This is a genomic window from Nocardia sp. CA-107356, assembly GCF_050946365.1.
In the GTDB taxonomy this organism is placed as follows: Bacteria; Actinomycetota; Actinomycetes; order Mycobacteriales; family Mycobacteriaceae; genus Nocardia.
In genome coordinates, this window is the sequence record NZ_CP191992.1 from 5,483,663 (window position 1) to 5,508,601 (window position 24,939).

Sequence of the window (24,939 nt, forward strand, 5' to 3'; positions counted from 1 at the left end):
CGACCATGATGGCGAGGTATCCGACGGTGGGGATCTCGGTGTGGCATCCCATGTTCGGTGCCGGCCCGCGCGTTGTCGACGTTACTTCCGACAGCCACGCAGCATCACGGCGATATCGGCCCGCACTCCGTTCGCGATGCAGTCGATCGCGCTGCCCTGCGTGATGTATTGCCAGAAGCCCTGCGACGAGACCTGGAACAGATATCCGGTGGGCTGCGGCGCGGCATCGGTGTGTTCCGACCACGCCATCGCCCAGTATTCCTTGCATTGTGGTTCCCCGAGCACGATCGGCACCGACGAGACACGGCTCGCGTCCAGCACCTGCTGCAACTGTTGCCGAGTCACGTGCTCGCATGCCGTGCCAGCCGGGTTCGTGACCGGCGCGGACCGCGTCGTCGTCTCCTCTGACGTGGCCGGAGCGCGGGTCGTGGTCTCCTCTGACACGGCCGCAGCGCCGGTCCTCGTCGTCGTTTCCTCTGATGTGGCCGAAGCGTCGGTCCTCGTCACCGGGCTCGAAGCAGGCGTCGTGGTGGACGCGGCCGTCGAACTGCTCGTCGAGACGGACCCGGTCACGGTCGCACTGTCCTGGCAGGCACTGGCACCCAGGATTGCCGCGGCTAGTACGACTGCTGAAATAGCAACTCTCACTTACGATCCCTCATATCTCGATGGCCGACAAGATCACACAGCAGGATCGTCGAACCCAGCAGGAATCATTACAGTCGTGCCAGTCACACCGATGAATCGCGTGATGCGCACCCTTCGAGATCGACGCCGTGGAACCAACATCCTGAGACAGCACATCTAGGGGACCAGCCGCCACAGCGAGGTGACCTCCATGGCTCGGGCAGCGTGCAGCGGGTCACTGGTGTCCTTCGGGCGGGAATGCCTCGGTGTGGTGTCGATCCGATCCACGACGCGCAGGCCCGCCGCATCGATGGCGGCCAGCAGTTCCGCGCGGGTGCGCAGTTCCAGGCGTTCGGCGAGATCCGACAGGATCAGCCAGCCCTCGCCACCAGGTTCGAGGTGGTCGGGCAGACCGGTCAGGAAGGCGCGCAGCATGGTGCTGTCCTGGTCGTAGACGCCCTGTTCGACGGCCGAGGTCGGACGGATCGGGAGCCATGGCGGATTGCAGACGACCAGGTGCGCGCGCCCGTCTGGATACAGGGCGGGGCCACGCATTTCGACGCGACCGGTGAGCGCGAGCCGGTCGATATTGTCTCGGGCGCAGTCCAGCGCGCGCGGATTGATATCGGTGGCGACGATGTGGTCGACGCCGCGGCGCGCCAGCACGGCCGCGAGCACGCCGGTGCCGGTGCCGAGATCGAAGGCGGTGCGGTGCTCGACCGGCATCGGCGCTGTGGCGACCAGATCGACGTACTCTCCGCGCACGGGGGAGAACACCCCGTAGTGCGGGTGGATCCGCACGCCGAGAGCTGGTACCAGGACACCGTTTTCACGCCATTCGTGTGCCCCGATCGCACCGAGCAGTTCGGTGTACGCGACCACCATCGGCTCCGGCGACGCCCCGTAGGCCTCGGTGCACGCCTGCCGCACATCGGGTGCCCGTCGCAGTGCCAGCGAATGATCCCGCTCCAGTTGCACGATCAGCCTGCCCAGCACCCGGGCCCGATGGCCGCGCGCACGGCGATAGAGGCGAAAGGATTCGGCCGGACCTGCACCCGTCGGCACGGGTTTGCGATCGATGCGACGGCACAACGCCTGCAACAGTTGGCGCGCGTTGTGGAAGTCGCCGCGCCACAGCAGCGCCGTCCCTTCGCAGGCCAGCCGGTAGGCGATATCGGCGCGCATGCGGTCATCGATGACGACGACCCGGGTGGGCATCGGCGCGGCGCTCTCGGAATGCCACTGCGCGCTGTGGTCGGCATCTGCTTCGGTCCACTGGATGGTCGACATGGAGTGCTCCTCGTGATCGGACGTGCGTTGGCACGGAGAGCACTTCGACGAGGAGCGGGACGACCCGAGGCAGCCGAATGGGCCGGAAAAGGACGGGCTAGCAGCCCCGCATCGAAGTGCGAGCGGAGCAGTCGCCGAGCACCATGCCGAGCGTCATGAGCAGCCCTTTCACCGGAATGTCCGGTCAAGACTCGCACACCGGGCGCGGCCGGTGCGGCCCGGGGTCCGCATCGGATCGACTGGACGCGTCGGCGTCGCGTCTCGATCGGCCTTGCAGGCATCGGGATTCGCGGGCGAGCACCGGTGGGCATCTATTGCGGTGACCATTATCCTGTTCGGCCACAGCGGAATTCGGCTACGACCAACCTCAGTGCGCTACTGAAACTCCAGGTTCGTATCTATGGCACCGCGGGCGGCGATTCGTGTCACGGCCGAGTGTGGACGTGACCGTATGCCGGATCGGATGGGGTGCAGGAAGCCATGTGTGGTGCGGCCAGGCCGGTGGGGTCCGCGGCGCTGGCGCGGCGGGTGTTGCGAACGGTGGTGGTGGAGGCCGAGTCTCAGGATCGGGTGCGGTCGGGGAATCGGGCGATCACGTTGACGTTTCGACGCTGCTGCTGCTACCCGCCGGTGACACCCCGCACAGGTCCGCGAACGGGCCGCCGCCGCAAGGGAATTCACACTCACCCAGCTGGGGGCCCAGATCGGATGGGGCCGTGACCGCCGCCCCGGCCTCAGCGAACTCGATGCCGAGTTGACCGCGATCTCATTGCTCGCCATCGGTGAACGCGCCGCCCATCTGGTGCTCACCCGACCCGAGCAGTTCACCACCGACCGCTATCAGCGGTTCGCGCGCACGGTGCTCGACCTGTTCGCCCCGCAACCGCGCTGACGCGGCCCGATGCGCTCAGGCGACGCCCATCCACTCATCGATCTGAGTGATCGCCCCCGGCGTGAACGCACAGCTGAGGTGGTCACAGGGCAGCAGCGTCAGGGAAACCTGCACTCCCGCGCTCTGCCATCGCTGCTGTAACGCCTGCGCGCCCGCGGCCGGAATCCATTCGTCGAACAGGCCGTGCCACAGGTAGATCGGCATCGTCGGTGTCAGCCCACCGGCCTTGGTCTCGCGGTAGATCCGCTGGGTGACCTCGGCCTGGTACGGGTCGACCTTGGTCAACGAACGCAGCGGTATCGGCGCGACACCGAGCACCGCGGCACTCGAGCAGAGGTTCTTGTTCTCGCGCGCGGTCCGCACGCCGGTCGAGTTGAGCAGATCCAGCGCACCGGGTGTCGCCCTGGCCACACCCAACGCCGCCATCAGATACAGCGCCGAGGCAGGCGGTTTCCCATCCATCGTGGTGCGCAGCAGACTCAGATCAGCGGGCGTGCCACCGGCGGCGGCGCCGAGAATCGGCAACTCGGGGGCATAGGTCGGTTGCAGTTGCGCCGCCCACACAGTGGCGATCGCGCCGCCGCTGTAGCCGATCATCGTGACGGGGCTGCCCGTCAGCCCGGCCGCCGGAAACTGCAGTGCCGCACGGATTCCGTCGAGTACCTCGCGCGCGTGGGTCGGCCCGTGCGCGTAGGCCATCTTCGGTCCCTGATAGTCGGTCATGACGACCGCGTAACCGTGTGACAGCAATTGGCGGGTGATATCGGGCGCCTCGATGGAGACCTCATGGGTCAGTTGGTAGGACGGATTGCATCCGAGCCCGATGCTGTCGATGGCGTAGTTGTTGCTGACGAGCCGCCCATTCCACGCCTTCGGTTTCATGATGGTGGTGATCGCGGCGATCGAGGTGCCGTCGGCGGCGGTGGTTGTGAACCACACCTGCCAGGCGTCGAAGCTCGAGGTCGCGGCCAGCGGCGGCAGAATCTGCACCGAGCGCGACGATATGATGGTGCCGTTGGCCAATCCGTCGGTCAGGAAATGCTGATCGAGGTAGGCGTCACCGGTGGGGTCGGGATCGAGACCGGCGTAGTCACCGCTGTCGGCCGCGACGAGGGTGGAGGCCGCGAATACGGTGAGCACGAGGGCGATCGCGACCGATAGCGCGCGCCACGGTGGCCGAGACATGAACGGGTCACCTTTCGCTCGAATGACGCGCTGAGGTTAAACCACCCGCCGCCGCCGAATCGGCATTTCACGCTCAACGTCGAAATTCGCGCCACGCGATCGAGTGCGCCACGCGATAACCACCTGTGGCTGTACACGTCTGAGACAGGGGCATACATTCTGGTCATGAATACCATCGAGCTCGACGCGCCGGACGGTACTCTCGAGGCGATCCTGGCCCGCCCGACCGGGGATGGACCCTGGCCCGGTGTCGTGGTGATCCACGACGGCGTGGGCTTCGGCGCCGATATTCGCGGCAATGCCGAAATGCTGGCCGACTACGGCTATCTCACCATCGCCCCGAACCTGTTCGCCAACGGCCGGGTGCGCTGCATCCGCGCGGTCATGCGCTCGCTGGTCCTTACCGGTGCGAGCCCGGCGATCCGGGAGATCCTGGCCGCCCGCGACCGGCTCGTCGCCGATCCCGACTGCACCGGCAAGACCGCGGTCATCGGCTTCTGCATGGGCGGCGGCTTCGCATTGCTCACCGCGCCCATGGGTTTCGACGCGGCCGCGCCGTTCTATCCGGGTCTCTACGGCGACTACCGCGCCCAACTCGAGGGTGCGTGCCCGGTGGTCGCCAGCTACGCCCAGCTCGATCCCTCACTCATCGGCGCGGGCCGCAAGCTCGACCGCACGCTGACCGAACTCGGCGTCGAACACGACATCAAGACCTATCCGGGCACCATGCACGGTTTCGCGAATGTCTTCCCCATCGACCCGGTGCTGCGGGTCACCGGCCTCGGTTACGACGCGGAGGCCACCCGCGACGCCTGGCATCGCATCTTCGCCTTCTTCGATACGCATCTCACCGACAGTGCTGGCGGCGCCGAGTAGGCGGGCAATCCACCGTCATTCCCCGTGCCATTGCGGCGCACGCTTCTCGGCGAAAGCGCGCGGACCTTCCAGCGCGTCCGCGCTGGTGAAGATCGGAGCCGCCTCCCGGAAACTCATCTCCCAGATCGGGTTGTCCCACTCGGAGCCGAATTCGTTGACGCGGTGCATGATTCGCTTGGACGCACGCACCGACAGCGGCGCGTTGGCGGCGATCGTCTCGGCGAGTTCCACCGCGGTGGGCAGCACTCGCTCGGCCGGGACAACCCGGTTGACCAGCCCCCAGTGCGCGGCCGCCGTGGCATCGATCGGGGTTCCGGTCAGCACCATCTCGTGGGCGATCTTGGGCGGGATCTGACGCGGCAGCCGCAGCACCCCGCCCGCGGCGGCGAACAGGCCGCGGGTGACCTCGGGGAGTCCGAGTTGGGCGTCGGCGCTCATCACCGCGAGATCGCAGGCGAGCACGATCTCGGTGCCGCCGCCGAGCGCGAACCCATTGACCGCGGCGATGAGCGGTTTATCGACGAAATGCTGCACCAGCCCGGCGAATCCGTATTCCGGGTGCCCCGGGTCGTGAATGCCGTTGCCGCGCGCCAATTCCTTGAGGTCGGCGCCCGCGCAGAACGCACGACCGGCCCCGGTGATCACGCCGACCCGCAGATCCCGATCGGCCGCCAACTCCTCGAGTGCCGCGCCGACGGCGATCGACAGCGCGGCGTTCACCGCGTTCATCGCCTCGGGCCGGTTCAGGGTGATGATCGCGATGTGGCCCTCGCGGTGCAGGGTGGCGGCGTCGGTCATATCGGGCTCCTGGGTCGACTGCTTGCAAACCTATCGGGGCACAGCGGTTTACGCGCCAGCGTCGGTCAGCTTGGTGACCGCCGAGCCGAACATGGTGTTCTTGATCGCGCCGAGCGTCGCGGGATCTTTACCGCCGAGCGGGGCGAGCATCGCGGCGGCGGCGGTGGTGACCGCGCCTTCGGCCGCGGTGGCGTCGACGATATCGAGCGCCCTCGCGTCGACGCCACCGAAGCGGCGACCTGTGGTCATCGCGGCGACCGCGGCCTTGGGCGTCAGCTTGGACTGGATCAGCGCGGCCATGCCCGGGGTGAACGGGATGCGGATGTCGACCTCGGGCAGGCAGAAGTAGCCTCGGTCGCTGCGCATTACGCGGTAGTCGTGGGCGAGGGCGAGCATGGCGCCCGCGCCGAAGGCGTGGCCGGGCAGCGCGGCGGCGGTGGGGATGGGCAGGGTGAGCACGCGGGCGAACAGCGCCTGCACCTGACCGATGTACCACTGGGTGCGCTCACCATTGGCGACCAGCCAGTCCAGGTCGAGGCCGTTGGAGTAGAACTTGCCGCTCGCGGTGGTCACCAGACCATCGGCGCCCTCGGCGAGCGCGGTGTCGATGTGGGCGTTGACGGCCTCGAGAAAGGCTGGGGTAAAACGGTTTTCGTCGTCCCCGAGGTCAAGGACGGCAATCTTCTCGTGGTAGCTCAGTGTGCTCATGTTGTTCCTTCGTCCGGAGTGGGTTTCGAGATTCGGTCGGGTGGGCCAACCTCGAGCACCGCGCGAACGGCGGCTCGCAGGTGCTGGCGGGCAATGGGCTCGGCGATTCGGTCGCGGCGCAGCAGGATGGCGGTCGGCAGATCGACGATGCAGGTGGTGATCACATCGACCGCGCCGCGGTCGCCACGACCCCACAGGGCGCGCGACAGACGAATGATCAGTCCCACCAGCGCGTCATCGGTTCCGGCGAGTTCGGCCGCGATGTGGTCGGGCAGTTCGTCACCGAGCAGTTCGTCGCGGGAGACGGTCAGCAGCAGCAGCTTCGACGAATCCGGAAACCGCTGCGCGAACTCGACCGGCGTCTCGGCCGCGGCGAGGATCGCCGCGACGACCTGCGGCGAGTGCGCGGCGTCTCGGCCCTTCGACGAACTCGAGGCGAGGACCTCCGCTGCGCCCAAGTGCGCCTCGACCAGGTCCGCCTGCATCGTCAGATACCGCCGCGCGGCACGCAACCAGCTGCGCCCGAGCAGTTCCGCACGCGAGCCGAAGGTGTGATAGATCGCGCCATTGGACACTCCGGTCGCGGTGGCGACGGCACGGATGGTGACCGCTGCGGGACCCGAGCGCACGGCCAGCGACTCCGCGGCATCGAGCACGGTGTCGGGGTCATGGGTCCGGGGACGGGGCATGTCACGACTATAACAGAGCATTTGCTCTGTTATCGGAACACGGGGGTTCCGCATCGCGCCGGCAAACTCTGTTCCACTGCGCCACTGCATGTTTCGCCCGGTCACGGGTACTTTTGCGGCAGGGCGACGCTATTTCGTAGACTTCGCTACGTTCCCGCGAGGTGGCAATACGATGAGGTACTGTCTGGTCCTTCTCGCCCCTGCCCGCACCAACAGAAACGGCGCCTGCGAATGTCACGAGTGGTCACCAAGGAGCAGTATTTCGACACCGCTCTGGAGGTCCTCGCCGAACTCGGCTTCAAAGGCCTCAATATCGGCGTGCTGTGCCGCCGTCTCGGGGTCACCAGCGGCTCGTTCTACCATCACTTCGGCAGTTGGCAGGGCTTCGTGGACGCACTGCTCGAGCACTGGGAGAACCGCCAAGTCGTCATCCTGCGCACGCTCAACTTCAACCAGGGCAATCCCGACGACGACATCCGCGCCATGTCCGACCTCGCCTCGGGCCTGCATCACGCCGCCGAGGCCGCGATCCGTGCCTGGGCCGCCAATGACGAATCGGTGAATCTCGCACTCAAGCGGGTAGACGAATCGCGCCGCCGCACCGTGCACAAGGCGATCAAAGGCGTTGTGGGCGACGACGAGACCACCGCAGTGGTCACCGCTCTCGGCATGTCGATGCTGATCGGCTACCAACAAATCGCCGCGGGCGGCGAAGACATCTCCCTGGACAAACTCCTCGCCCAGTACGCCCGCCTCATCTACTCCCACGCCCGCCGCTGATCAACCGCCGACGGCAGTCACAGGGCGGGCGCCAACCCGCTCGGAAACCACCATCCGACTCCCCTCAGCGGGCGCTGCCGCCCACCCGGAGCGCCTAGGAGATGATCGCCGAGGGGAGTCGAATGGTCGCTGTGCGTAGTGAGGTCAGCGGCCTTTTGGCTCCGTCGGCGGGCGGCGGTGGGGTTAGCCGAGGAGTTCGTCGATGTAGCACCAGCGCCAGGCTTCGCCGGGTTCGACGCTGCGCATGACGGGGTGGGTGGTGGTGGTGTAGTGCTTGGTTGCATGGTTGCCGACCGAGGAGTCGCAGCAGGCGATGTGACCGCAGGACAGGCACATTCGTAGATGTACCCAGGTCAGTCCTTCGGCGATGCACTCCTTGCATTCGTCCAGTTCGGTCGGTTCGAGCACCAGTGGGGCGGCCTCCAGATGCGGACAGGTGTCGGCGGCCGCGGGTGCGGCGAGCGGTTCGAGGCGCTCCTCCTCGGTTTCGTCATAGCGGTCGATCATCGATTCTTCGAGGTCGAGCCGGGACAGCACATACTGCAGGATCTCATAGTCCGCACCGCCCGAATCTCGTACGCGCAGTACCGTTTCCCGTTCCGCGCGCAGCATCTCGAGTCGCAGCCGCCGATATTCCGCGGTCGGTGTCGCCAATTCCGCTTCCGAGCGGCCGAGCCGTTCCCAGGCCGCGTTGGTCTTCCAGGTGACCCGATCGCGCAAGGTCTCCACGACCCCCGGCGGCGTATCCGGGGTGATGTGTTTTTCGAGTTCGGCGAGTCCGGCGGCGGTCGCCTGTTGCAACAGGTTCGCCTTCTGCAGGGCGTTTTCCGCGCGACTGGGCCCGCGCACGTGTAGCCGTCGCACCACCCACGGCAGCGAAGTCCCTTGCAGCAGTAGCGTTCCCGCGACCACGACGAGCGCCAGCAGTTTGAGCACCGGCAGCTGCGGTGTGTCAGCGGGCAGCAATAGCACCGCGGCCAGGGTGACCACCCCGCGCATCCCCGCCCAGGACACCACCACCGGATGACTCAGCGGCACATCGGCATTCGACAATCCGAGCATGCGCGAGAGCACCGATACCGGAAACACCCACAGCGGCCGCGACAGCATCGCGGTCAGCATGACCGCCACGGTCGCCACGACCAGGGTGCGGTGGTCGAGTCCGCTGTCCCACGCGCCCTCGATGATGGCACGCATCTGCAATCCGATGATCAGGAAGACAACGCTCTCCAGAATGAACTGGATGGTGCGCCAATTGGTGCGCTCGGCGATCCGCGAGGCGGCGCTCTGCCATACCGGCGCGCCGTGGCCGAGAACCATGCCACAGGTGACCACCGCGATCACACCGGAGGCCTTGATACCTTCGGCGGGCAGGTAGGCAACGAAGGGTGCAAGAAACGACAGCGTGGTGTCGAGCACCGGATCGGTAATCCGCCGTCGCAGCATCGCCAGCAGATAGGCGACCACGATGCCGACCGCGGCACCGCCGCCCGCGGCGAGCAGGAAGTCACCACCGGCCTTCCACACCGACACCGTCCCGGCGGCCGCCGCGATCGCGGTGCGCACCGTCACCAATGCGGTCGCGTCGTTGAACATCGACTCGTCCTCGAGGATGGTGACGATCCGGCGCGGCATGCCGATGCGCCGTGCGATCCCGGTCGCGGCGACCGCATCTGTCGGCGCGACCACCGCACCCAATGCGACCGCCACCGCGAACGACACCGGCAGCAACCACCACACCACCGCCGCGACCGCGAAGGTGCTGAACAGCACCAGCCCCACCGACAGCAGCGCGATGGTGCGCGCATTTGCCCGGAAATCGACCAGCGAGGTACGGATCGCCGAGGTGTAGAGCAGCGGCGGCAGAAAGCCGAGCAGAATGATCTCCGGATCCGGATGGACCTCGGGCACATGCGGCAAATACGACGCGACCACCCCGGCCAGCGTCAACACCAGCGGTTCGGGTATCCCGAACCGTCGCGCGAGCGCCGCGAGCGACGCCGCCGACGCGACTAGAACAACGAGGCCGATCGCGACATGCACTGTGGCATTCTCGCAGAGCAAACACCCGGCTGAAAAAAGACCACATGGTACGTGACACGGACAGTCAGGTCGGTTCCCCGGAATTGCTGTGGCGGTACCGTTCGCGCGCGATAGTTGTCGGCACGAAGGAGGTAGACATGGAAGAGTTTGCGTCCTGGCGGGCGAGCGGGCGACGCTACACCCACCGCGGCCACCAGATCTTCTGGCAGGACAGCAGCGGCAGCGGCGACGGAAATCTGCTCTGTATCCACGGATTCCCCACCGCGTCCTGGGATTGGCATGCCGTATGGCCGGGCCTGCGCGAACGTTTCGCGCGTCTGATCGCACCGGACATGATCGGCTTCGGCTGGTCGGCCAAACCCCGAAACTACGACTACCGGATCGCCGATCAGGCCGATATCCACGAGAACCTGCTGCGCGAGCAGGGGATCTCACGTGTGCACCTGCTGGCCCACGACTACGGCGATACCGTCGCCCAGGAGTTGCTGGCCCGCCATGCGCAACGTCGCGCCGACGGCGACGACTCGCTGGTCATCGAATCGGCATGCCTGCTCAACGGCGGACTGTTCCCGGAGACCCACCGAGCGCGGCTGGTGCAGAAGCTGCTGGCCAGTCCGCTCGGACCACTGGTCGGGGTGTTCGCCAACGAACGGGTCTTCCGCAGCAGCCTCGCCGCGGTGTTCGGACCCGACACCCGGCCCACTGCCGCCGAGCTGGACCAGTTCTGGATCCTGTGGTGCAGCAAGCACGGGAAGAGCAATGGGCACAAGCTGATTCGCTACATGGGCGAGCGCAAGGCGAACCGGGAGCGCTGGGTGGGCGCACTGCGCGAGACGCCGGTCCCGGTCCGGCTGATCGACGGGCTGCTCGATCCGGCATCCGGCGCGCACATGGTCCGTCGCTATCGCGAACTCATTGCGAACCCGGATGTCGTCGAGCTGCCGAATGTCGGTCACTACCCGCAGCTCGAAGCCCCCGAAGAGACCCTCGCGGCCGTTCTCGACTTCCACACCAGCCGCGTGACCTAGGACTTCGCTCCCGCCTGCCCGCGCACCGAACGATGGTTCCGGTTTCGTGCGCGAGCGGCGTCGCATCCGCCTGCGCGCCGTGGCCCGGATGTGCTGATGCGTCGCCGCGGCGGCGGGCCGACCAGCACTCCGCGCGATTATGGGGTGTCCCATACCATGGCTAGATGGCAGCGACACGCCGATCGAACAAGGATGCTCCGCCGCGCCCTCGGGTGCGTGACGCACGGCGGCGGATGATCGAGGGCGCGATCGAATCTCTGCGTATCCACGGCGCGAGCGCCACCAGCGTGGACCGAGTCCTCGCCGATACCGGCGCGCCGCGCGGTTCGGTCTATCACCACTTTCCCGGCGGTCGCACCCAACTGATCTCCGACGCCCTGACCGCGGCCGGAGGCTCGATGTCGGAATTCATCGAGACGATCACTCGCGATAACGACCCGATGGTCGCCCTGGACATGTTCGTCGCCCTGTGGCGGCACACCCTCATCGACAGCGATTACCGAGCAGGCTGCCCGATCTTCGCGGTCGCCGTCGAAACCAATGACGACGCACCAGAATTCGCCACGGCCGCCGCCGCGATCTTCGCCCGCTGGAACACCGCCCTCACCGATCTCCTCGTCCGCCACGGCCTGGATCCGGCCCGCGCCCGGCGCATGTCCACCCTCACGATCGCCGCCGTCGAGGGCGCGATCGCCCTGTGCCGAGTCGAACGCGATACGGCCCCGCTCGAGGATGCGGTCCGCGAACTCCAGGCCCACCTCGCCGCCGCCATCAGCTCTCCCGGCGAATAGCGGCGTACCCGCGGCGCTCCGTCGACGGTCACCGCAGCGCCGATCGCTGCATCTTGACATCCCGATTATGGTGGAGACCATAATCGGTGCCGGGTAGGAGCGACAAGGTTCCACCGTGCGCCCGCCGCCGATGCGCCGACCAGAGGAGACGCCGATGTCGCGAGCAGTCGAGCTCGATCTGGAGACGATCGAGCTGGCCCAGAACGGGAGAGTCCTCACCGCGACCATCGTCGCGCCGCCGCTGAACTTCGTCACACCCGCCGTCGTACGCGATCTGGATCGGCTCACCACGGCTGCCGATACCGACGACACGGTCGGCGCGATCGTGCTCACCGGCGGGCTGCCCGGGCGCTTCCTCACCCACGCGGATCCGAGCGCGCTCACCGGCATGCTCGCGATGCCGCATCCGTTCATCCCGGCCCGCGCGGTAGCGCCGCTCATCCCGGTGCTCAATACCGGCCTGCGGGTGCCGGGCGCGGCGCGGGTGCTGGAGCGTGTCGGCGGCGGCCTCGGCACCGGCATGGTGTGGGGCTATCGCTGGAAGCGAACGACCATGCGGATGAACCGATCTCGTGTGGTCTACCTCGCCGCCATCAACGGTCCCGCCCTCGGCGGTGGACACGAGATCGCCCTCGCCTGCGATATCCGCTATGCCGCCGACGCCGACCACGTCAAGCTCGGCCAGATCGAGTCCATCGCCGATCTGATTCCCGGCGGCGGTGCAACCCAGCGCCTGCCGCGACTGATCGGCGCAGCCAAAGCGATCGAACTCACCCTGGAAGGCGCACCGCTGAGCGCACAGGAGGGTCTGCGCCTGGGTCTGGTGCATCGCCTGACCGCCGAGGACGAGCTGCTCGCCGAAACCAGGGCCACGGCCGCGCGCCTGGCCGCGCGCAATCCGGTCGTCATCAAGGAACTCAAACGCGCGATCTACTTCGGCACCGAAAAGTCCCTGTCGCGTGCGCTGAATCACGAACTCGCCGCCTTCCTGTCCACCGGCAGCAGCAAGGCCGCCACCCGCACCCAGGACGCCTTCTTCGACGATCTGGCCCGCCTCGGCGACACACCCTTCCTCGCCGAGCCGAAGGCATGGATCGACGGTACCCGCGTCGACCAGACCAGTTGACGAACACTACGGCGCCGACCGACACCGACCAGAGGAACAGTATGAGCACCCCCGCGCAGCAAGGCAGCCGAGTCGAACCAGCTGATCACCTCGGCAACGCCGAACGGTCGAAGCGCGAGCATGCCGATACTGCTGCCGCACCGGGGGAGTGGCACAAGACCGCCTGCATCCTGTGCGAAAACAACTGTGGTCTGCTCATCCAACTCGACGGCCGCCGCTTCGCCAAGATCCGTGGCGACAAGGACCACGCCGCCTCCGCCGGATACACCTGCAACAAGGCGCTGCGCCTGGACCACTATCAGAACGGCGGCACCCGTCTGACCTCTCCGCTGCGCCGCGAGGCCGACGGCAGCTTCACCGAAATCGATTGGGATACCGCGATCTCCGAGGTCGCCGCGCGCCTCACCAAGGTCAAGAACACCTACGGCGGCGACAAGATCTTCTTCTACGGCGGCGGGGGACAGGGCAACCACCTCGGCGGCGCCTACAGCGGTGCCCTGCGTCGCGCGCTGGGCAGCCGCTACCGCTCCACCGCGCTCGCGCAGGAAAAGACCGGCGAGGGCTGGGTCGATGCGCACCTGACCGGCGGCCACACCACCGGCGACTTCGAACATGCCGAGGTGTCGGTATTCCTGGGCAAGAACCCCTGGCAGTCGCACGGCGTGCCACGTGCGCGCACCGTATTACAGCAGATCGCCAAGGATCCGGCCCGCACCATGATCGTGCTCGATCCGGTCCGCACCGAAACCGCCGACCTGGCCGATATCCACCTGCAGGTCCGCCCGGGCACCGATGCGTGGTGCCTGGCCGCGATGCTCGCGATCCTGGTTCGCGACGATCTGCTCGACCACGCCTTCCTCGCCGAACACCTCGACCAGGTCGACGCCGTCACCACCGCGCTGCGCGATATCGACGTCGCCGCCTACGCCGAAACCTGCGGCGTACCAGCTGAACTCCTGCGCACCGCCGCGCACCGGATCGGTACCGCAAGCAGTGTCGCCACCTATGAGGACCTGGGCGTGCAGCAGAGTCCCAACAGCACGCTGATCTCCTATCTGAACAAGCTGCTCTGGCTGCTCACCGGAAATTTTGCCAAACCCGGTGCTATGCAACCACATTCGTGGATGGCCCCGCTGGCGGGCTACAGCCGCGACATCAAGCGCAGCCCGGTCACCGCCGCACCCATCCTCGGCGGCATGGTCCCGTGCAACTCGATCGCCGAGGAAATCCTGACCGACCACCCCGACCGGTTCCGCGCGATGATCATCGAATCCGCCAATCCCGCACATTCACTGGCCGATTCGACCAGCTTCCGCGCCGCACTCGAGGCACTGGAGCTGGTCGTGGTCATCGATGTCGCGCTCACCGAAACCGCACACCACGCCGACTATGTGCTGCCCGCGGCCAGCCAGTTCGAAAAGTGGGAGGCCACCTTCTTCAATCTGGAGTTCCCGCACAATACTTTTCATCTGCGCGCGCCGGTGCTCGACCCGCTGCCCGGCACTGTGCCCGAACCCGAGATCTATGCCCGCCTGATCCGGGAACTCGGCACCGTCGGCCGTACCGAGCTGGCCGTACTGCGCACCGCCGCGAAACTCGGCCGCCGCCCCTACACCTGGGCCTTCGCCGCATTGCTCGCCCTGGACAAGAAGATCGGCGGGGTCGCGCCGTATCTGCTCTATGAAACGCTCGGTCCGACGCTGCCCGATGGCGCGCGCTCCGCCGCCGTGCTGTGGGCGCTCGCGCAGCGTGTCGCCAAGGTGCACCCTGCCGCGATGCGCCGCGCTGGCCACGCGAATGCCGACGCTCTCTTCGATGCCATTCTCGCGGGCCGCTCCGGGGTCACCTTCACCGTCGACGACTATCCGGACGCCTGGGACTACCTGCCGCAGCAGCGAATTGCGTTGGCAATCCCGGAACTACTGCATGCCCTGCGCGAACTTCCCGGCACCCCGGCCACGCACACCACCGCCGAATTCCCGTTCGTCCTGGCCGCCGGGGAACGTCGTTCCTTCACCGCCAACACCATCTTCCGCGACAACACATGGCGCCGCCGCGATCCCGACGGCGCCCTGCGCCTCAACCCCGCCGACGCCGACGCCCTCGGCCTCACCACCGGCGACCATGCCCGCATCACCACCCGCCGCGGCACCGCCGTCGCCGCCGTCGAAATCAACGACCGCATGCAACCCGGCCACGCGTCCCTGCCCAATGGCCTGGGCCTCGACCTACCCGACGGCACCCGTACCGGGGTAGCGGCCAACGAACTCACCGATGCCACCTGGCGCGATGCCATTGCGGGAACCCCTTGGCACAAACACGTTCCCGCACGCATCGAACCGCTGCAAGAGGTTTGGTAGCCGGTCCGCACGCGCCCGTTCGGCGGCTGCGTCCATTCCGCACGGGATTCCGCGGGCGCACGGGCCATTCCTGCGGGGATTGATGTACCAGTGCTTTCAGAGCACATGGCGACACGTAGAGTCGGCGCATGGTTTTCCAGCTCGAGCTGCAACCTACCCCACCCCTACACCTGACGCCGCAATGCGTGGTGCATACCGGAACCGTGCGACTATTCACGACCGGCACGCTCATCCACACCTCTGGCACCCCCGCCGAACAGTTCGGCTTCTTCCTCCCGAACACCCGCCCCCTGCCCGAGGACGCACCCGAACCGCGACTCTGGGCGGAGATGCATCTGATGACCGCCACCGCCGCGTCCGGCAGCTTCCCCTTCGGCGTCGCCCACGCACACGCGGCCTATGTCCCGGACCCACGCGACGCCCTGCACCGCTGGCTCCATCTGACCGCCGCCGCCCATCCCGCCCGCGAGGTTCGCCTCGGCTACCGCATCACCGTCCAAGCGGTTTAGTCCGCATCTCGCGCGTTCATTCGGGACCCGGCGCTTCGGGCAGTAACGGGGCTGCACCGAGTTCGCGCCGATCGCGATCGACGCCACCGACCACACGGTCCGCCAGCTGAATTGAGCGATCGAGGTGCGCGACCACTACGAATGCCTGCACGCGAGCGAGCGGTGACGCCCGATATCGTCTGCGAGAACAGCTCGTGGCCGCCCGCTGGACACTTGCGACCGAGGCTGTGGACATCAACCGCGAGGTCGTGCATTCCGTTCATCGAAGCAGGTGCGCATCGGAGCATGTCTTTGCCCGTTCCCCACCACGCGAGCCCCTTCCGGGCTGCCGTGGAGCCCGAACCCGCAGGCTCGGGAGCCGCCAGCGAAACCGTGCCCCGGAGCATGTTGCTGATGAATGTGCTGCCGCGGCAGTCACTCATGGGGACATGGAGTCGATGCCGCTGGGACACAATGGGATCGACCTTTGTACGTGTCCGGAAAAAGGGGAGCTCGGTTTGACTAGAAAATTGCACTACGTCGGAACGCTGCCCGCGGAGTTGGTGACGAGTGATCGCGCTGTGATGGAATGGGTCCTCGACCGTAGCGAGGGTCACCCGGTGACCGCGGTCCCCCGGGATCTGGATCCGGACTGGATTATGGACTACCTACTGGCGCGCAAGGACCAGGATGTGTTCGAGGTCAAGCGGCAGGGAGACTACGCAGACTACAGCGACTTCCCGTCCTACGGTCTGCGCTCGGGGCATACGCTGGAGCCGCAGCACGTGAGCATGGATCGGATCGGCCGAATCAGTGAGGTCGTCGACGCGTTCAACGCATTGCAGAGCGGCCGCGCGGAGCTGGCTGCCACGAAAGTGCAGATCAGCCAACCCAATCCGCTGGATCTGGCCATGTTCGTGTTCGCAGGTGCGGCGGTCTCGACCGGGTTTCCCGTCGGGAAAGCCGTGCGCCGCTCGGGTCTGCTCATCGCGGCGCTCCGGCATCTGCCCGTATTCACCGACGCGGTGCTCGAGGAGATGAGGACGGTCATCGCACAGCACGGTGACCATGTGCTATTCCAACTCGAATCCCCTCTCGCGCTGCTGAGCATGGTGAAAGCCCAGCAGCTGCGCTCGCAGTGGGCGATCGCCCCGCTGGTCGCGCGACAGCTCGCGGGCGTGATCGGGCGGATGCACGAGATCGCCGCCGACATTGCGGTGCACCTCTGTTATGGCGACTACAAGCACAAGAGCCTGCTGTCGCCGCGCGATCTCGCCCCTGCGGTGACGCTGCTCAATCACACCGCGCGACAGCTGAACAGGTCGGGCGTCCCGTTGCCTCCGGTCCATATTCCGTGTGCATACGGTGCCGAGCCGGCACCCCGGGATCCCGCCTTCTATGCGCCGTTGGGCAAGCTCGATCCGGGCTGGCGGCTGATCGCAGGTGTCGTTTCTCCGGACTCCACCGAGGACAGCGCCGACGCGCTGACGCATTTCGAACGCGCCTCCGGCCGAACCGCTTACGCGGTTGCCACCGCGTGCGGACTCGGCCGATGCAGTGTCGAGGACACGGCACTGGCGGCCGCGAACATGATCGCCGTAGCGGGCGCCGACGAAACACACGACTAGGGCTCCGGGCCGGGCACCGACGCAGAGCCATAGGTCGATGGCGGCGATGTGGATGGCGGCCAGGTAGCCGGCGGCGAGCTTGTCGAACCTGGTTGCGACAGCGCGGTTCTGCTCGAGTTGGTCGATGCCGTGTTCGACTGCGTCGGGGTCCCGGTAGATGCCTTCGCGGCGGGCCCCAGAGCCTGAAGCCTGCCTCTAATATCCGATGAGCGCCGATGAGTTTCGAGTGCATAGGAGGTCTACCCGGTCATGAGGAAACTGATCTACGGGTTGAGCGTGTCCCTCGACGGCTACATCAACGACCGCGACGGCAGCATCGACTGGACCAACCCGGACGAGGAGCTGCACCAGTTCCACAACGACCGCTACCGCGAGATCGAGGTCTCGCTGCACGGCCGTCGCCTGTACGAGCTGATGGCCGAGTACTGGCCGCACGTGCCCGAGGACGCGCCGCGCATCGAGCGTGAGTTCGCCACGCTCTGGACGGAGAAGCCGAAGGTCGTCTTCTCCCGGACGCTCACCGAGGTCCACTGGAACAGCACGCTGATCAGCGAGAACGCGGTCGAGGAGGTCCGCAGGCTCAAGGCTGGAGGCGATGGCGTCATCGAGGTCGGTGGCGCGAGCCTCGCGGCCTCGCTGATGCCACACGGGCTCATCGACGAGTACCAGCTGTTCGTCTTGCCCGTGGTGCTCGGCGGCGGCACACCGCTGTTCCCATCGCTGGACACCCGCATCCAGCTCCGATTGGCCGAGACGAGGCACTTCAACACCGCGGTGATGCTGCGCTATCTCGTCGACTGAGGTCCGTTCGACCGCAGCAGCCCCCGCTACCGGACACGCCCGACGCCACCACGGTGATCATGTTGTCAGGACCAGTAAGCGAGTGGCTCCGTTGGCATCCGGCCCCGGAGCCTCCGCAAAAACCCGTTGGCGGACCATGGCGGCCACTGCTAGCCTTCCGCAAGCCGTGCCAGAGAACGAGGAGGTGGTACCCATGAACGCAGTATCTACATGGGTGCTCCCCTCTGGGGTCACGGTCGGGCGATAGGTCGTCCGGGAGCACCGCTCGAGAGCACTCCCGAAAGGCACGACCATGCAATTCACTTCTGAACAGCGCTTCGACGACGGCGTCCTCGAACGCGAATTCACCCTCGGCGAGATCCCCGGCATCCTGTGGACGCCCGGATCCGCATCCGCATCCGCACCGGCGCCGCTGATCCTGGTCGGCCACCCCGGCGGACTGCGCCAGATCTACCCGCGACTGGTGGCCCGGGCCCGGCACTCCGCGGCGGAGGGCTTCGCCGCGGCCACCATCGAGCTGCCCGGGAGCGGTGACCGGCCCCGTTCGGCCGCCGCCGAGCAGGCCCGCGCCGACCTGCGCCGGGCGCTGGCGGCCGGCGAGCCGGTCGACGACGAGATCGTCGACCGGCTCATCCTCCCGCTGGTCGACAAGGCGGTCCCGGAATGGCGGGCCACACTGGACGCGCTCCTTGCGTTGCCCGAGATCGGCGGCCCGGTCGGGTACTCGGGAGGGGTGATCTCCATCGGCATCCGGCTGGCGGTGGTCGAGCCGCGCATCTCGGCCGCCCTTCTGTTCGCCGGGAGTTTCGTGCCCCGCACCATGTTCGAGGAGGCCCGGCAGATCACTATTCCGCTGCAGGTCCTGCTGCAGTGGGACGACGAAGGAAACGACCGGCAGCTGGCCCTGGACCTGTTCGACGCCTTCGGCTCCAAGGAGAAGACGCTGCACGCCAATATGGGCGGGCACACCGGCGTCCCGCAGTTCGAGGGCGACGAGGGGAAGCGGTTCTTCGCCCGGCACCTGAAGTGAGGCCGGGCCGTCAGGCCGGCAGCAGACGATAGGAGCTGTCGGCCAGGATGCCGCTCATCGAGGACAGGTCCCGGCCCTCCTCGATGGCGGTGGCCAGCAGATACACAACCGCCCCGACCGCGGTGGTACCGGCCATCGGCGGGTACCGGCCGGTCGGGGCGGCGCTTTTCAGGGTTGACGTGGTGAAGGTCCCGCTGGTGTTGGTGTCATCTGTCCAACGGTCGGCGACCACGGCAGTCGATGCACTACGCCGCATAGTGCGCGGTTCGGAACGGCCACGGCCGACTGTCAAGTCCCATCGTGACGTCAGTTTTCGCCGATACGACATCCGACTCGTTCCGACCGCCGTCGGGATTCGCCGATGAACGACGTCATCGTTCACCGATGTAGCCACGCCGATGAACCCGCGCCACACGGGCGGCCCGGAGCCCCCGCCGCCCTACCGGTCCCCACCACCGTCGGCTGGGCAAGCCCCAGATCGACGACCACCCTCCCAGCCACCACGGTCACCGCGACCGAGCTCCGCCAACAGGATCGACATCCGCTCCGCCTGCGCCCGCGGCGCAGGGCCGCGTTGTTGTGCTCGGCGATCCGACGCAGGCGCAAAGGGTGACCCTCGCGTAGCTGGACTACCGCCCAGTAGTGGGCTCTGTCGCACGGCTATCGGCGCGCGAAGCAGTCATCCAGAGTGGCCGAGCTTCGAGATGAAGTGCACCGGCACAACGATTCTGGATGGATCGAGTCGTGCGCTGCGGAGGTCGGCCGTACTCTGAATACCGTAGGGAGAGTGGGGTGATGACATACGACATCGACCATCACCGCCTGCCCGATCAATTCCATTCCCCAGCCGCTACATCGCCTAGCTGGCTGAATACCTTCCCCCGCAACGGTTTCCGCACCGACCGCGCCGTCTTCTTCGGGCCGGCGCCGGTCACATCGAGTGATGACGGTTCAGCGTGAAAGTTTCGTTCGGGGATTTCAGCGACTCCTCGGCCACTGCGAATCCGACCTCAGCTGCGCGCTGAATTGCGTTCTGTCGGTTGAGAACTCGATATTGCTTGCTACACTCAATAACGTGCGTCATTACTATGGCTAACCAGCGGCAATAATTAGCTCGGGTGCGCTACGACCGTGGGCACCCCCCGGAGTTGGTTCGCTCGCCGGTGTGCCGGCGCACGTTTCGTTGTCGGCAGATCCAGGGAGTTCGCATGGACATTCCGCACGTTCTGGTCATCGGTGGTGGCCCAGCCGGGTCGACCACCGCAGCCACGTTGGCTCGGGCAGGAGGATTCCGAGTCACAGTCCTGGAGCAGGACCAGCATCCGCGGTATCACATCGGGGAGTCGCTGCTGGCTTCGTGTTTGTCGACATTGCGGGTGTCCGGCGCATACGACGCGGTGGCCGCACATGGCTTCCAGGTGAAGCGGGGCGGCTATTTCCAGTGGCAGCAAGACCACTGGCTGCTGGACTGGTCTCAGTTGGTCGACGAGGATGCGTGGTCGTGGCAGGTCGATCGCGCCGCATTCGACCACATTCTGCTGAACAACGCCCGCGAACAGGGGGCGGAGGTGGTCGAGCGAGCCACCGTCACGAATGTGATCATGGACGGTGACCGTCCCACGGCTGTCGAGTGGACCGTCGAGGGGGACGACACGGTCCGCACGACCGCGTTCGACTTCCTTGTCGACGCCACCGGCCGGGCCGGTGTGCTGGCCAAGAAGGGACTCCTGCAGCGCGAACAGCTTCCGGGGTTCCGCAATGTCGCCGTCTGGTCGTACTGGGAGGGTTCACACCTTCATCCAGCTAGTCCAGAAGGCGCGATCAACGTCGTCTCCACGCCCGAAGGCGGTTGGTTCTGGCACATTCCGCTAGCGGGAGGCCGTAACAGCGTCGGCTATGTCGTCGCCACTCGGAAGGCCGCTGACAAGATTCGGGAGCGCGGACTGGAGCAGTACTACCTCGACACGATCGGCGATAGCGCACCCATGGGCGAAATGCTCACCGGCGCAAGCCGAGTTGCGGAAGTCAAAGCCGAGACCGACTACTCCTATACCTCGGATAGGTTCTGCGGTCCGGGATGGGCCGTCGTTGGTGACGCGGCCGCCTTCCTGGATCCGCTCCTATCCACCGGTGTGCACCTAGGTACCTACGGCGGACTCGTCGCCGCGGCGTCGATCGCGAGCATCCTGCGAGGCGACCTGGATGAGGCCGATGCCCTCGGCTTCTACGAGCACACCCTCCGACGGGCGTACACGCGATTCTTCGTATTGGTCTCGCGAATGTATGAACAATACGTCGGCGCCGATGAGTACTTCGGACACGCCAGCAAACTGACCGAGGCGCAAAACGGCGACACCCCAGAGACGTCGTTCACCAAGATCATGTCCGGGCTGACCGACATGCGCGAGTCATCGGGCGAACAACAGCTCACCGGATCCGACACCATCATGTCCGAGGTCGGTCATCTCTACGATGAATCAGCGAACCTCAACTACATGGGCGGCCACAACAAGAACAACACCGGTCTGGATATGTCGCCGGTCTGGGATGTCTGGCGTCGCCCGTTCTCTGGAATGGCCGACGGTGAATTGCGCGTCACCGACGCGCCTCTGGGACTGACAAAACAGCCTCTCACCGAAGAGGAAATCCAGCGATGGACGCGGCCGGTCCGTCCGCCGAAGCCGGCCAACGAGCCCGTGCATTAAGCAGCGGCTTCACAGATCCTCGTGAAAACCACTGTGCGGAGCTTGTTGTGACGGTCATGCACTCCGACTCCGAGCTGCCGGGCGATTCTTCGCCCGGTGGCTCGGGTGTCCGGATGGCCTCAGACGTGATCGAGCGATTCGATCACCCGGTCACCCGGATGCTGTTGGCCAGTACAGATTTCACCATGCCGGCACTCGAGGCGATCGTCGGCGCGGAACTCCACATCCAGGTGCTACGCCAAGGCGATGTCGCGGCCAGCCAGATACCGGCCACTGTCTCCGCACCGTTGCAGGTATCCGGCACCGATCGCGTTATTGTCCGCCGGTCCTGCCTGATCACTGCCGACAAGGTGACCGCATCGGTCAACGATGTCGTCGCTGTGCGCGGGCTCGCGGTCGCGTCCGGAATCGACGATCGGCACATTCCCATCGGAGCCGGGCTGATCTCTCGTGGTGTATCCCAGCGGCGCCGCATGCTGCGGGCCGGACTAACGAATTGGCCGGATGACGGTCGACTCTGCGCGATGCGGGCCTACATCATGTGGCTCGGAGACCGGCCGCTCTGCTATATCCGCGAGGTCTTCAACCCCGATGTCATCCCACCAGACCACAGCCCGCTATCCGGCAATGATCTCCGACCGCACTAGGGCGATCCGCAGATCAACGAATCATCCGCCGATCACCGCACTCATCGCGGGTCGCAAGCCATTTCATTCATTCCGGTCACGTTGACGTAGGGGAGCCGCGATGCCATCGCTGCTGGAGATCACCACACATCTATTCCTGCAACTCGCGGTCATCCTGGTGACCTATCGGTTGCTCTGGCCGTTGCTGCGGCGGTTGGGGCAGGTGCAGGTGGTGGCGGTCATGGTCGCCGGATTCCTGCTCGGTCCCTCGGTTCTCGGGTGGCTGTGGCCCGCCGCTCAGCACTGGCTGTTTCCGATCAGACTCCACATCGGCGATACCAGCATCATGCATCCGAATCTGACCGCCATCTACGTGGTCGGACAGTTGGGGCTGATCCTGTACATGTTCATGGTCGGGTCGTCGTTCGACCTCGGCATTCTCGGTTCGCATCTGCGTCAGGCGGGTGCGACCTCGGCGGTCGGTGTGGCGGTGCCGATGGTGCTCGGTGCGGCGGTCGGCTGGTGGTTGGTCGGGCAGGGGCGGTATTTCACCGACCGGATGGCGAATTGGCAAGGGGCGCTGTTCCTCGCGGCGGCGGTCGCGGTGACCGCGTTCCCGATCTTGGCCTGGATCGTCTATGACTCCGGGTTGCTGAAGACACGGTTGGGAACGATGTCGCTGGCGTGTGCGGCCGTCGATGATGCGTGTGCGTGGATCTTGCTGGCCGTGGTTGTGGCCACCGCGAAGGACAGCCTCGCGGGTGCGTTCCTCGCGGCCGGTGGGGGATTGGCGTATGTGCTGTTCATGGCGTTGATCGGACGGCGGCTGTTGGCCCGGCTCGACAGCCGGACTCCGCGTGTGGGTGACAACGAACGTGCGGGTGGAGTCCCGGTCGGGCAGCTCGTGGTGGTGCTGGTCGTGGTGCTGTTGGCGGCGAGTTTCACCGACTATGTGGGCATTCACTCGGTGCTCGGTGCGTTCGTCGCTGGTTTGTGCATGCCGCGCGGTGAGTTCATGGACCGCATCCGGGAGCGGCTGGAACCGCTGGTCGGTTACCTGCTGCTGCCCGCGTACTTCATTTACACCGGTCTCAACACCGAACTGCGCGTGATCTTCGATCCCGCGGTGCTCGCAGTGACCGCGTTGGTGCTGGTGGTGTCGTTCGCCAGTAAGTTCGGCGCGATCGGCTTGGTCGCGCGCTCACAGGGGATGGGCTGGCGGGAAGCGGGCGCGATGGGTGCGCTCGCCAACGCGCGCGGGTTGATGGAGTTGGTGCTGTTGAATATCGGTCTGTCGTCCGGACTCATCACCGCCGAGCTGTACACGATCCTTGCGCTGATGACTCTGGTGACCACCTTCGCGGCGACACCGCTGCAGCGGATGTTCGAGCGCAGCGCCTGGAAGAACGGGATGGTCTTCGGCCCGAATGGGGAGCAGCGCAAGGAAACCCTCGCGCGGCCTCGGCGGCGGGATCATCATGGGACGACGATCGAGCGCAGCGACGACGCCACCTAGCCTGCCACGCCGTGCAGCACCGAAGTGGTGTCGGTCTACGTGATGCCCGACTGCACCAACTCCGATCCTGTGCGTCCGGGCCGCGAGGCGATCCGGTTCGGTGACCCGCCGGAATGTCGCTCCATCGACTCGATTTCACATGGGTGCGCCCAGGCGGCAGCGCAGCGCATCGGCCGCAGAACCGTCTCGCCATTGTCGTCGCATTCGAAAAACGGCGCCAGCAGCGCGATCTCGCCCTTACCGCCGGGCAACTCACCTGTCGTCTGCGGATCATGTTGGTGCGCAGCCATATCCACGCGTCAGCGCATCGAACTGGTCTGCGCCGAGCCAGCCTCGCACCAGGGCCGATCGCTGAATCCGACAGCACCGCACCCGGTTTTGCGCTGCAGCCTGCCACTGCCCGCCGCGCGCCGACAGTCGAATAGGCAATCGCGGTCGGCGACCCCGACGGGGTTGACGCTACAATGTTCGCCAGCACTACTGGCCAGTCGTTGCTATGTTGCTAGCGTGGGCGAGTCGCCGGGTTCCGGACAGGTCATGGATGGTGGAGGCTGTCGTTGCTGATGCTCAACGACCCGACACACCGCTGCCCTCGCTCGAGGCACGTGATCGAGGTACGTGCGCGCGCTCACTGATGCAGTCTTGCTTGTCGAATCCCGTTCTCGTCTGGAGTCACGTCTTTGACCACACCACCGTCCTCAACGTCCACACCCGGCAGCACTGCGCCCGGCGTTTGCCCCGTCCAGCACGGGGCGCTGGGCGACACCGATGTCCGAGTGCCGTTGTACACACCGGATTTCGTTGCCGACCCACACCGGGCCTACCGCGAGATGCGCCGCAAGTACGGAACGATTGTTCCGATTTTTTTGGCACCGGATGTCCCGGCGACGCTTATCATCGGGCACTCCACGGCAGTGCGGGTATTGAACGACCCCGCCCACTTTTCCGCTGA

General features: G+C 66.3%; 24 protein-coding genes. 15 read left to right on the forward strand and 9 right to left on the reverse strand.

Annotation, left to right across the window (positions count from 1 at the left end; all coding sequences use genetic code 11):
- Window positions 1-81: 81 nt before the first annotated feature.
- Window positions 82-345 carry a hypothetical protein gene (locus ACQP1G_RS24855; protein ID WP_433191976.1) on the reverse strand — a complete coding sequence of 88 codons (264 nt, stop codon included), beginning with the start codon at window positions 343-345 and terminating at the stop codon, window positions 82-84.
- A gap of 28 nt (window positions 346-373) precedes the next feature.
- Here ACQP1G_RS24855 and ACQP1G_RS24860 point away from each other — a divergent pair, with 28 nt between their 5' ends.
- Entirely contained in the window at window positions 374-808 is a 435-nt protein-coding gene (locus tag ACQP1G_RS24860; protein ID WP_433191977.1) for a hypothetical protein, read from the forward strand.
- On the opposite strand, the gene ACQP1G_RS24865 is transcribed toward ACQP1G_RS24860, so the two are convergent.
- Window positions 805-1,917 (reverse strand): methyltransferase, encoded by a 1,113-nt coding sequence (locus ACQP1G_RS24865; protein WP_433191979.1) that lies wholly within the window; start codon window positions 1,915-1,917, stop codon window positions 805-807. The genes ACQP1G_RS24860 and ACQP1G_RS24865 overlap by 4 nt on opposite strands.
- Before the next feature lie 754 nt (window positions 1,918-2,671).
- Between ACQP1G_RS24865 and ACQP1G_RS24870 the strand changes: the two genes are divergently transcribed.
- Window positions 2,672-2,809 (forward strand): hypothetical protein, encoded by a 138-nt coding sequence (locus ACQP1G_RS24870; RefSeq protein ID WP_433191980.1) that lies wholly within the window; start codon window positions 2,672-2,674, stop codon window positions 2,807-2,809.
- A 15-nt stretch (window positions 2,810-2,824) separates the two neighbouring features.
- Here the strand turns inward: ACQP1G_RS24870 and ACQP1G_RS24875 are convergent, their stop codons facing one another.
- Complete coding sequence (locus tag ACQP1G_RS24875; RefSeq protein WP_433191981.1) at window positions 2,825-3,994, reverse strand: lipase family protein; 1,170 nt, start codon at window positions 3,992-3,994, stop codon at window positions 2,825-2,827.
- 165 nt (window positions 3,995-4,159) lie between these two features.
- On the opposite strand from ACQP1G_RS24875, the gene ACQP1G_RS24880 reads away from it, so the two are divergent.
- Window positions 4,160-4,870 carry a dienelactone hydrolase family protein gene (locus tag ACQP1G_RS24880; protein ID WP_433191982.1) on the forward strand — a complete coding sequence of 237 codons (711 nt, stop codon included), beginning with the start codon at window positions 4,160-4,162 and terminating at the stop codon, window positions 4,868-4,870.
- A gap of 15 nt (window positions 4,871-4,885) precedes the next feature.
- Here the strand turns inward: ACQP1G_RS24880 and ACQP1G_RS24885 are convergent, their stop codons facing one another.
- The 3 genes from ACQP1G_RS24885 to ACQP1G_RS24895 are packed head-to-tail and all read right to left on the reverse strand — an operon-like array spanning window position 4,886 to window position 7,065.
- Window positions 4,886-5,668: a crotonase/enoyl-CoA hydratase family protein gene (locus tag ACQP1G_RS24885; protein ID WP_433191983.1), complete on the reverse strand. Its 783-nt coding sequence runs from the start codon at window positions 5,666-5,668 to the stop codon at window positions 4,886-4,888.
- A 48-nt stretch (window positions 5,669-5,716) separates the two neighbouring features.
- On the reverse strand, window positions 5,717-6,376 hold the full coding sequence (locus tag ACQP1G_RS24890; protein WP_433191985.1) for an enoyl-CoA hydratase-related protein: 660 nt from the start codon (window positions 6,374-6,376) through the stop codon (window positions 5,717-5,719).
- Window positions 6,373-7,065: a TetR/AcrR family transcriptional regulator gene (locus ACQP1G_RS24895; protein WP_433191986.1), complete on the reverse strand. Its 693-nt coding sequence runs from the start codon at window positions 7,063-7,065 to the stop codon at window positions 6,373-6,375. Before ACQP1G_RS24895 ends, ACQP1G_RS24890 begins: the two co-directional genes overlap by 4 nt.
- Window positions 7,066-7,296: 231 nt before the next feature.
- Between ACQP1G_RS24895 and ACQP1G_RS24900 the strand changes: the two genes are divergently transcribed.
- Window positions 7,297-7,845, forward strand: coding sequence for a TetR/AcrR family transcriptional regulator (locus ACQP1G_RS24900; protein WP_433191988.1), 549 nt, complete (start codon window positions 7,297-7,299; stop codon window positions 7,843-7,845).
- Window positions 7,846-8,028: 183 nt separating this feature from the next.
- Here the strand turns inward: ACQP1G_RS24900 and ACQP1G_RS24905 are convergent, their stop codons facing one another.
- Window positions 8,029-9,888, reverse strand: a complete 1,860-nt coding sequence (locus ACQP1G_RS24905; RefSeq protein WP_433191989.1) for a Na+/H+ antiporter — start codon at window positions 9,886-9,888, stop codon at window positions 8,029-8,031.
- Between the two features lie 137 nt (window positions 9,889-10,025).
- On the opposite strand from ACQP1G_RS24905, the gene ACQP1G_RS24910 reads away from it, so the two are divergent.
- The 8 genes from ACQP1G_RS24910 (at window position 10,026) to ACQP1G_RS24945 (ending at window position 19,140) form a co-directional block, all read left to right on the forward strand.
- Window positions 10,026-10,916 (forward strand): alpha/beta fold hydrolase, encoded by an 891-nt coding sequence (locus ACQP1G_RS24910; protein WP_433191991.1) that lies wholly within the window; start codon window positions 10,026-10,028, stop codon window positions 10,914-10,916.
- A gap of 164 nt (window positions 10,917-11,080) precedes the next feature.
- Window positions 11,081-11,707, forward strand: coding sequence for a TetR/AcrR family transcriptional regulator (locus ACQP1G_RS24915; RefSeq protein ID WP_433191992.1), 627 nt, complete (start codon window positions 11,081-11,083; stop codon window positions 11,705-11,707).
- A gap of 154 nt (window positions 11,708-11,861) precedes the next feature.
- Complete coding sequence (locus ACQP1G_RS24920; protein ID WP_433191994.1) at window positions 11,862-12,833, forward strand: enoyl-CoA hydratase/isomerase family protein; 972 nt, start codon at window positions 11,862-11,864, stop codon at window positions 12,831-12,833.
- Window positions 12,834-12,874: 41 nt separating this feature from the next.
- Window positions 12,875-15,193, forward strand: coding sequence for a molybdopterin-dependent oxidoreductase (locus ACQP1G_RS24925; RefSeq protein ID WP_433191996.1), 2,319 nt, complete (start codon window positions 12,875-12,877; stop codon window positions 15,191-15,193).
- Between the two features lie 128 nt (window positions 15,194-15,321).
- Entirely contained in the window at window positions 15,322-15,702 is a 381-nt protein-coding gene (locus ACQP1G_RS24930) for a hypothetical protein (RefSeq protein ID WP_433191997.1), read from the forward strand.
- Window positions 15,703-16,199: 497 nt separating this feature from the next.
- The gene (locus ACQP1G_RS24935; RefSeq protein ID WP_433191998.1) at window positions 16,200-17,309 is read left to right on the forward strand and encodes a hypothetical protein; all 1,110 of its coding nucleotides are present in this window, start codon (window positions 16,200-16,202) and stop codon (window positions 17,307-17,309) included.
- Window positions 17,310-17,558: 249 nt separating this feature from the next.
- A complete protein-coding gene (locus tag ACQP1G_RS24940; RefSeq protein ID WP_433191999.1) occupies window positions 17,559-18,110 on the forward strand; it encodes a dihydrofolate reductase family protein in 552 nt (183 codons plus the stop codon).
- 292 nt (window positions 18,111-18,402) lie between these two features.
- Entirely contained in the window at window positions 18,403-19,140 is a 738-nt protein-coding gene (locus ACQP1G_RS24945) for an alpha/beta hydrolase (RefSeq protein WP_433192001.1), read from the forward strand.
- A gap of 10 nt (window positions 19,141-19,150) precedes the next feature.
- Here ACQP1G_RS24945 and ACQP1G_RS24950 read toward each other — a convergent pair whose 3' ends face one another.
- Window positions 19,151-19,432 (reverse strand): hypothetical protein, encoded by a 282-nt coding sequence (locus ACQP1G_RS24950; RefSeq protein ID WP_433192002.1) that lies wholly within the window; start codon window positions 19,430-19,432, stop codon window positions 19,151-19,153.
- Between the two features lie 916 nt (window positions 19,433-20,348).
- On the opposite strand from ACQP1G_RS24950, the gene ACQP1G_RS24955 reads away from it, so the two are divergent.
- From ACQP1G_RS24955 to ACQP1G_RS24965, 3 genes are all read left to right on the forward strand, one after another.
- Complete coding sequence (locus ACQP1G_RS24955) at window positions 20,349-21,845, forward strand: NAD(P)/FAD-dependent oxidoreductase (RefSeq protein ID WP_433192003.1); 1,497 nt, start codon at window positions 20,349-20,351, stop codon at window positions 21,843-21,845.
- A gap of 113 nt (window positions 21,846-21,958) precedes the next feature.
- Window positions 21,959-22,492 (forward strand): hypothetical protein, encoded by a 534-nt coding sequence (locus ACQP1G_RS24960; protein ID WP_433192005.1) that lies wholly within the window; start codon window positions 21,959-21,961, stop codon window positions 22,490-22,492.
- A gap of 100 nt (window positions 22,493-22,592) precedes the next feature.
- A complete protein-coding gene (locus ACQP1G_RS24965) occupies window positions 22,593-23,987 on the forward strand; it encodes a cation:proton antiporter (RefSeq protein ID WP_433192006.1) in 1,395 nt (464 codons plus the stop codon).
- A gap of 35 nt (window positions 23,988-24,022) precedes the next feature.
- Here the strand turns inward: ACQP1G_RS24965 and ACQP1G_RS24970 are convergent, their stop codons facing one another.
- Complete coding sequence (locus ACQP1G_RS24970) at window positions 24,023-24,277, reverse strand: hypothetical protein (protein ID WP_433192007.1); 255 nt, start codon at window positions 24,275-24,277, stop codon at window positions 24,023-24,025.
- Window positions 24,278-24,939 lie beyond the last annotated feature (662 nt).

What these genes read in the sequence shown, in the direction of transcription:
- ACQP1G_RS24920 (WP_433191994.1), top strand. Translation starts at nt 11,862, where the DNA reads ATGTCGCGAGCAGTCGAGCTCGATCTGGAGACGATCGAGCTGGCCCAG.
- ACQP1G_RS24965 (WP_433192006.1), top strand. Translation starts at nt 22,593, where the DNA reads ATGCCATCGCTGCTGGAGATCACCACACATCTATTCCTGCAACTCGCG.
- ACQP1G_RS24910 (WP_433191991.1), top strand. Translation starts at nt 10,026, where the DNA reads ATGGAAGAGTTTGCGTCCTGGCGGGCGAGCGGGCGACGCTACACCCAC.
- ACQP1G_RS24890 (WP_433191985.1), bottom strand. Translation starts at nt 6,376, where the DNA reads ATGAGCACACTGAGCTACCACGAGAAGATTGCCGTCCTTGACCTCGGG.
- ACQP1G_RS24940 (WP_433191999.1), top strand. Translation starts at nt 17,559, where the DNA reads ATGAGGAAACTGATCTACGGGTTGAGCGTGTCCCTCGACGGCTACATC.
- ACQP1G_RS24880 (WP_433191982.1), top strand. Translation starts at nt 4,160, where the DNA reads ATGAATACCATCGAGCTCGACGCGCCGGACGGTACTCTCGAGGCGATC.
- ACQP1G_RS24915 (WP_433191992.1), top strand. Translation starts at nt 11,081, where the DNA reads ATGGCAGCGACACGCCGATCGAACAAGGATGCTCCGCCGCGCCCTCGG.
- ACQP1G_RS24960 (WP_433192005.1), top strand. Translation starts at nt 21,959, where the DNA reads ATGGCCTCAGACGTGATCGAGCGATTCGATCACCCGGTCACCCGGATG.
- ACQP1G_RS24900 (WP_433191988.1), top strand. Translation starts at nt 7,297, where the DNA reads ATGTCACGAGTGGTCACCAAGGAGCAGTATTTCGACACCGCTCTGGAG.
- ACQP1G_RS24885 (WP_433191983.1), bottom strand. Translation starts at nt 5,668, where the DNA reads ATGACCGACGCCGCCACCCTGCACCGCGAGGGCCACATCGCGATCATC.
- ACQP1G_RS24970 (WP_433192007.1), bottom strand. Translation starts at nt 24,277, where the DNA reads ATGGCTGCGCACCAACATGATCCGCAGACGACAGGTGAGTTGCCCGGC.
- ACQP1G_RS24930 (WP_433191997.1), top strand. Translation starts at nt 15,322, where the DNA reads ATGGTTTTCCAGCTCGAGCTGCAACCTACCCCACCCCTACACCTGACG.
- ACQP1G_RS24925 (WP_433191996.1), top strand. Translation starts at nt 12,875, where the DNA reads ATGAGCACCCCCGCGCAGCAAGGCAGCCGAGTCGAACCAGCTGATCAC.
- ACQP1G_RS24895 (WP_433191986.1), bottom strand. Translation starts at nt 7,065, where the DNA reads ATGCCCCGTCCCCGGACCCATGACCCCGACACCGTGCTCGATGCCGCG.
- ACQP1G_RS24875 (WP_433191981.1), bottom strand. Translation starts at nt 3,994, where the DNA reads ATGTCTCGGCCACCGTGGCGCGCGCTATCGGTCGCGATCGCCCTCGTG.
- ACQP1G_RS24945 (WP_433192001.1), top strand. Translation starts at nt 18,403, where the DNA reads ATGCAATTCACTTCTGAACAGCGCTTCGACGACGGCGTCCTCGAACGC.
- ACQP1G_RS24955 (WP_433192003.1), top strand. Translation starts at nt 20,349, where the DNA reads ATGGACATTCCGCACGTTCTGGTCATCGGTGGTGGCCCAGCCGGGTCG.
- ACQP1G_RS24865 (WP_433191979.1), bottom strand. Translation starts at nt 1,917, where the DNA reads ATGTCGACCATCCAGTGGACCGAAGCAGATGCCGACCACAGCGCGCAG.